Consider the following 6,289-nt stretch of genomic DNA (forward strand, 5'->3'; position numbering starts at 1 on the left):
GAATGACACCTGGATCCTTACCATGGTGCTCATAACATCTGTAGACGCAGCGCCCAAATTCCAGCGCCGCGCAATCGCGCTGGAGATGTTCCCCATCTCGCCCCCGGTCAACGGCGGCCCCTGCGGCAGGTCCTGCCCGCCCGTGTCCGCCGAAGCCGTCTCTTCCGCCACCGGCTCCTCGCTCGCCTCACCCAGCAGCGCGTCGATGGCATCCGCGGTATCCGCGTCGTCCACCGGCTGCACGTTCAGCTGCGCCGATTCCGCAGGCTCCTCGGCGGGCGTGTCCTCTGCCACCTCGGGCTGCGGCTCGGGGCGCGACGGCTTGGCGCGCGGGCGGATCGAGGTGGTCATCCCCGTCTCGGCGCTGTCCTCGATATTCGCCTCGGTCTGGGTCACGTCGCCGGTATCCTCGGCCACCGTCTCCTCGGTCGGCTGCTCTTCGACAACCTCCGGCGCGACCTCCTCGCTCACCGCCGGTTCCGGCGTGTCCGAGGTCTCGGCTTCGGTTTCCGGCTGCACCGGATCGGGCGCGATGATCGCCTCGGCCTCGGGCGCGGGCTGGATTTCGGTCGATTCCGACTCGATCGCCTGCTCCTCCTCGGCCTGCACCGCATCGGACGGCGGCGGCTCCACGACCGGGTCGGGTTCCGGCTCGGGCACGGGCTCAGGCTCAGGTTGCGGCTCTGGCACGGGTTCCGGTTCCGGCGCCGGTTCCGGCTCCACCGCTGGCTCCGGCTCCGGCCGCGCCTGCGGCCTGACCGGCGCTGGCTCCTCCGACGGGGTCGGGGTTGACGCCGCCTGCAACGCATCGAACTCCGCGCTCGTCAGGGTCGAGACCGACATCACGATCGGTTCCGGCGGGGCCGAGGCCGCGAACAGCCAGTCGCCGACCAGCACCCAGAGGATCACCCCCAGATGCCCGATCGCCGAGATAACCGTTCCCGTCTGGAACCGCGTCTCCATCCGCCTCAGCCGCCGTTGCTTTCCGTATTGGACGCATCCCCCGCGCCAAAGCTTGGCCCGGCGCTGTCGGTCACAAGGCCGATCTCGTTGAACCCGCCCGCATTCAGCGCCCCCATCACCTGCGCCACGCGCTCATAGGGAATGGCCCCGTCCGCCCGCAGGAAGATCTTCTTCGAGGTCCGCTCCGCCGCAATCGCCGTCAGCTTCGGGATCATCTCCCCGTCCGCGACTTCCGTGGTCTGGATCGTCAGCCGCCCGTCCGCCGTGATCGTCACCGTCAGCGGCTCTTCCTGCTCGGTCGGCAGGGCCGTCGCCGCCGTCTCCGGCAGCTTGACCGGCACGCCCACCGTCAGCATCGGCGCCGCCACCATGAAGATGATGAGAAGCACCAGCATCACGTCGACCATCGGCGTGATGTTGATCTCGTGCATCGACGCCGCCCGGCCGCCGCGCCGGCGCCGCCGTCCGCCGCCTGCCGATCCCGAAACGCCCATCGCCATGGCTCAGGAATCCAGCTGGCGCGACAGGATCGTCGCGAACTCGTCGGCAAAGCTTTCATAGCCGCCGATCACCCGGTCGTTGTCCGCCGACAGCTTGTTGTAGAACACCGCCGCCGGAATCGCCGCCACCAGGCCCACCCCCGTCGCCAGCAGCGCCTCGGCGATCCCCGGCGCCACGACGGCAAGACTGGTATTCTGGCTGATGGCGATCTGCTCGAAGCTGTGCTTGATCCCCCAGACCGTGCCGAACAGCCCGATGAAGGTCGCGGTCGAGCCCGTCGTCGCCAGGAAGCTCAAGCCCCGGTTCAGGACCTCGCTTTCCCGCGCGATGGCCACGTTCATCGCCCGGTCGATCCGGCTCTGCGCCCCGGCGATCAACCCGCCGTCCTGCTTGTGGCTGCGTCGCCATTCCAGCATCCCGGCGGCGAAGATCTTCTCCGACTGCCCCTGCGGGTCCGGCCCGATCTTTTCATACAACTCGTCCAGCGGCTCGCCCGACCAGAAGGCCCGGTCGAAGATCCCTGCCTCGCCGCGCGCCTTCCGCAGCAGGATGTGCTTCTGGATGATGATCGCCCATGACCAGAAGGACATGACCATCAGCATCAGCATGACGATCTTCACCGTCAGTGTCGCGCGGGCAAAAAGGGCGAGCATGGAGAAATCGATCTCCTGCGCCATCGCAAGGGTGTTGGGTTCCATACGCCTGCTCTTGTTGATCGGGCCGTTATTCGGCTCCGTTAACGCGGATTCTAGCAAGAGTGCAGGGGGAATGCCAACACAAGTCTGTGGCTGGCATGGTTCCGCTGGCGGATGACGGGATTTGTCATCCCCCGCGCGGCCGCGATCCGCCCCGACCGACCTGCCGCGGCCTGCACGTCCTCCCGGCCAAAATACTCCCGCCGGAGGCGCAACTTGCTGACGCACCGGCTCAAGCCAGCAAGCTGCGGCCCCAGCCCCCCGGCGCAGCGCTCCCGAACCCGGCCTCGCCTTCATCTTTGCCCAAATATCCCCGCCGGAGGCACCTGCCCTCTCACCCAGGCACTCCCCCAGGCCTTTCATACTGGCACAAATATCCCCGCCGGAGGCATCCCGGCCAAAGCCGGACGCGACCGCTTCCATTCCGCGCCGCCGAAAACCGCGCACCTCCCCTCCCGCTCCGTAGGGAGGGGCCGGGGGTGGGGGCCTCCGCTCACCCCGTCAATGCAACGGCCCCGAGAGCTTCCCCCTGACCTCCACCGGCAACCGGGCCGCATGGCCATCCTCGGTCAGGCAGACCAGCGTGACCACCGCCACGAACAGCCGCTCGCCCCCGCGCAATACCACCTGCTCCAGCCCGATCCGGGCCCCGCCCAGCGACTGCATCCTGGTCTCCACCACCAGATCGTCGCCGAACTTCGCGGGGCGCAGGAAATCCGCCTCAACCCGGCGGACCGCAAAGACGATCCCCTGCCGCGCCTTCAGCGCCATCTGGTCGACTCCCAGCGAGGCGATCCATTCCGTCCGCGCCCGTTCGATGAACTTCAGGTAATTGGCATAGTAGACGATCCCGGCAAGGTCGGTGTCCTCGTAATAGACGCGGGTGCGGAACTCGTGCGGGGTCATGTCGTCTCCTGGCTTGCCGCGACCCTAGGCGGTTTGCCCGGACAGCGAAACCCCGCTGCCTGACGCGCAAGTCAAGGAAGAGACCCCCGGCACATCCGGCGATCAGGACCCCGGTCCCCCGTCTGCAGAGGAAGACCGGCCCTTCACACCCCCACGTCGGGCGCGGGCAGGATCTGCACGGCATTGATCTGCCAGCCTTCGGCGGTCTCGACCATCATGTAGTCCAGGTACCAGCCCGCCCCGGCCTGGTCGGTGATCCGCACCCGCTGCCACAGGCTCCCCGCCACCTCGCGCAACTCCATCATCTGCACGTCGGCCGGTCGGTAGACCATCGGATAGCCGTTCTTAACCATCGCGCCGAAATTCTCCGGCGTGCCGAAAAGGCCCTTGATCGTCGGGCTGGCAAAGGTGAAGGCGCGGGCAAAATCATCGGCCTGGAAGGCTTCGATCTGGCTCTGGATGGTGTTCCGGATCGGCTCTTCCTGGGCAGACGCGGGAAGTGCAAGACTTGCGGCAAGCAAGACGGCATAAAGACCATTGCGCATCGGCAATTGCTCCCTGAACGAACGTCCCCCAAGCGTTTACCTAGCCTCGGTGGCCAGAAGTCAACTGCTGGCCCGCTCCGGTCCGACCGGCGCGGAAATGAGGTCTGGGAGAGTGACGCCTAGCTGTCCATTGTGGACGTCTTAGCGGCCCGCCATGCTGCCAAACTCCCAAATGCTGTGCGCAGTGATCGAAGACGCGAAAAGCAATCAGCAGAATGGATTGCCCTCATCCGCCCAGGCACACGTGTCCTCCATGATCTGCCTTTGGCTTTCCTCAAAACTCTCTTGTTGCTCGTAATAGTCGGCCATGGAGTTATCCCAATCGGCGTCGGTCGCGTCAGGATCATATGTGAGAGCCGCGCCGGCAACGAGCAGAACAATCCCTGCCCCAGCCAGCGCAAGCATTGCCTCATCGTCGGTCATCGCCTGCACTTGGGACAGATCCTTCAGTAGGTTCACGGCCTCCTGACTGCCTCCGTCGGCTGCCCTCTGGTACCAGTGCCGCGCGACAGCGTCATCCTTTGGCACGAAACGGCCGGCAGCGAACTCTTTGCCGAGGGCGATTTGGGCCCAGACGTCACCCTGCAGGGCAAGATTGCTCAGAATGGTCATCCCTCCCTCGACATCCTGCTGCGTTCCACGCCCTCTCAGCTTGGAAAAGCCCAGCATAAACAGCCCACGCTTGCTGCCCTGCTCTGCGGCGGCTTTGTAAAGCGGGAACGCTTCATCATGTCTGTCCTGGAAAGCCAACAGCGTTGCCAGATCATACTGCGCCAAGGGAGAACCCTGGCTCGCCGCCTTCCGCATCCATTCCAGTCCCTGTTCCGGATAGGCATCGGACGATAGCGCGCTCAGGTTCGGCGAGCTGTAGAGCCAGCCAAGGGCGATCTGAGCGACGACATCTCCGGATCTTGCCGCAGCTTCATATGTGGCTGGTGTAATTCCCGCGAGGCCCGCTGCCTTATACCATTCGGCGACATCGGCACCAAGCGCATCGGCCCAGTACATTGCCCCCGACGCTGTTCTCATCATGTAGAGCGAAGACCTTATGTCCTGCATCGGACCATTCGCCATGTAGACCCGCGCAAGTCGATAGGACACGACAGGATAGGTCGGGTCGCCAGGCACCTGCGCGGACGTGCAAGCCGGGATTGCCTTCACGGTGTCGATCTTGCCAAGAGGTACCCCTGCACCAGCGGCTATTCCCGGTTCATCAGACGATGCAGCGAGCTTCTGACATTCGTCGAAGTCCGTTTGCGAAAATGCCGGCAAGGCCAAGGCGAATAGAAGAAAAACCGGTCTGATCACCCGCAACGGGATACCGCCGACCATGCTGAAATCTACCATGGCGCCGCCTTTCTCGCACAACCCAATGGCACGCAAGTCTAACGCGGGGACGCCACGCTGTCATTTCATCTATGCGGTCTCTCGTGAACCGTCAGGCGTCAAGCTTGGCGCTGAGGAGCGCCACCGTCTCGTCCACCCCGTAGAGCGCGATGAACCCCCCGAAGCGCGGCCCGTCCGACGCCCCGAGCAGAACCTCGTACAAAGCCTTGAACCAGTCGCGCAGCGGCTCGAACCCGTGCTCCTTGCCCACGGCAAAGACCATCGACTGCAAGGCCTCGTCGTCCAGCCCCCCGTCCCAGGCCTTCAACCGCCCCACCAGATCCTCCATCGCCGCCCGCTCCTTCGCGTCCGGCTCCCGGAACACCCGCGTCGGCGCGATCCGGTCCGCGAAATAGCGCACCGCAAACCCCGCCGCCGCATCCAGGTCCGGGTTCCCCTCGGGCGAGGCCTCCGGCGCATAGCGCTTGATGAACTTCCACAGCGCCCCGGCATCCTTGGCCCCGGCCACCGAGGCCAGGTTCAACAGCATCCCGAAGCTGACAACCATCTTCGACACGGGCGGCTTCCCCGCATGGATGTGCCACACCGGATTGTTCACCTGGCTTTCGACCGACTGCTCCGGGAACGCCTTCAACTGCTGGTGATACTCGTCCACCGCCCGCGGGATCACGTCGAAATGCATCCGCTTCGCCGTCTTCGGCTTCTGGTACATGAAATAGCTGAGGGATTCCGTCGCCGCATAGGTCAGCCATTCGTCGATGGTCAGCCCGTTCCCCTTCGACTTACTGATCTTCTGCCCATGCTCGTCCAGGAACAGCTCATAGCTGAAATGGTTCGGCTTCCGCCCCCCCAGCACCTCGCAGATCCCGTCATAGATCGGCGTATTCGTCGAATGGTCCTTCCCGTACATCTCGAAGTCCACGTCCAGCGCCGCCCAGCGCGCGCCGAAATCCGGCTTCCACTGCAACTTCACATGCCCGCCCGTGACCGGCAGCGTCCACTCCCGCCCCTCCTCGTCGTCGAAGGTGATCGTCGCGTCCTTCGCATTCACCTCCTTCATCGGCACATACAGCACCCGTCCCGTCTCCGGGTGGATCGGCAGGAAGCAGGAATAGGTCTGCTGCCGCTCCTCCCGCAGCGAGGCCAGCATGATCGCCATGATCGCATCATACCGCTCGGCGCACAGCCGCAGCGTCGCATCGAACCGGCCCGACTTGTAGAACTCCGTCGCGCTGATGAACTCGTACTCGAACCCGAACGTATCCAGGAACCGCCGCAGCATCGCGTTGTTGTGGTGGCCGAAGCTCTCATACTCGCCATAGGGATCGGGCA

The 6,289-nt window shown here is 64.9% G+C and carries 7 protein-coding genes; all 7 read right to left on the reverse strand.

Annotated elements, in window-relative coordinates:
* Positions 1-963, reverse strand: a 963-nt coding sequence (locus JNJ68_RS08720; RefSeq protein ID WP_294981518.1) for a cell envelope biogenesis protein TolA, incomplete at its 3' end; no start/stop codon positions are given.
* A 5-nt stretch (positions 964-968) separates the two neighbouring features.
* The gene (tolR, locus tag JNJ68_RS08725; RefSeq protein WP_294981519.1) at positions 969-1,463 is read right to left on the reverse strand and encodes a protein TolR; all 495 of its coding nucleotides are present in this window, start codon (positions 1,461-1,463) and stop codon (positions 969-971) included.
* Positions 1,464-1,466: 3 nt separating this feature from the next.
* Positions 1,467-2,162 (reverse strand): protein TolQ, encoded by a 696-nt coding sequence (tolQ, locus tag JNJ68_RS08730; RefSeq protein ID WP_294981522.1) that lies wholly within the window; start codon positions 2,160-2,162, stop codon positions 1,467-1,469.
* 498 nt (positions 2,163-2,660) lie between these two features.
* A complete protein-coding gene (ybgC, locus tag JNJ68_RS08735; RefSeq protein ID WP_294981524.1) occupies positions 2,661-3,065 on the reverse strand; it encodes a tol-pal system-associated acyl-CoA thioesterase in 405 nt (134 codons plus the stop codon).
* 143 nt (positions 3,066-3,208) lie between these two features.
* Positions 3,209-3,610, reverse strand: coding sequence for a DUF4864 domain-containing protein (locus JNJ68_RS08740; RefSeq protein ID WP_294981525.1), 402 nt, complete (start codon positions 3,608-3,610; stop codon positions 3,209-3,211).
* Between the two features lie 207 nt (positions 3,611-3,817).
* Positions 3,818-4,957: a tetratricopeptide repeat protein gene (locus JNJ68_RS08745; protein WP_294981527.1), complete on the reverse strand. Its 1,140-nt coding sequence runs from the start codon at positions 4,955-4,957 to the stop codon at positions 3,818-3,820.
* Positions 4,958-5,048: 91 nt separating this feature from the next.
* The coding region (locus JNJ68_RS08750) for a lysine--tRNA ligase (protein WP_294981529.1) at positions 5,049-6,289 on the reverse strand (1,241 nt) is incomplete at its 5' end.

Source organism: Tabrizicola sp. (genome assembly GCF_016793705.1).
In the GTDB taxonomy this organism is placed as follows: Bacteria; Pseudomonadota; Alphaproteobacteria; order Rhodobacterales; family Rhodobacteraceae; genus Tabrizicola.

Bases quoted from the DNA above. Each gene is read 5' to 3' on its own strand.
- tolR (WP_294981519.1), bottom strand. From the start codon at position 1,463: ATGGCGATGGGCGTTTCGGGATCGGCAGGCGGCGGACGGCGGCGCCGG.
- tolQ (WP_294981522.1), bottom strand. From the start codon at position 2,162: ATGGAACCCAACACCCTTGCGATGGCGCAGGAGATCGATTTCTCCATG.
- ybgC (WP_294981524.1), bottom strand. From the start codon at position 3,065: ATGACCCCGCACGAGTTCCGCACCCGCGTCTATTACGAGGACACCGAC.
- JNJ68_RS08740 (WP_294981525.1), bottom strand. From the start codon at position 3,610: ATGCGCAATGGTCTTTATGCCGTCTTGCTTGCCGCAAGTCTTGCACTT.
- JNJ68_RS08745 (WP_294981527.1), bottom strand. From the start codon at position 4,957: ATGGTAGATTTCAGCATGGTCGGCGGTATCCCGTTGCGGGTGATCAGA.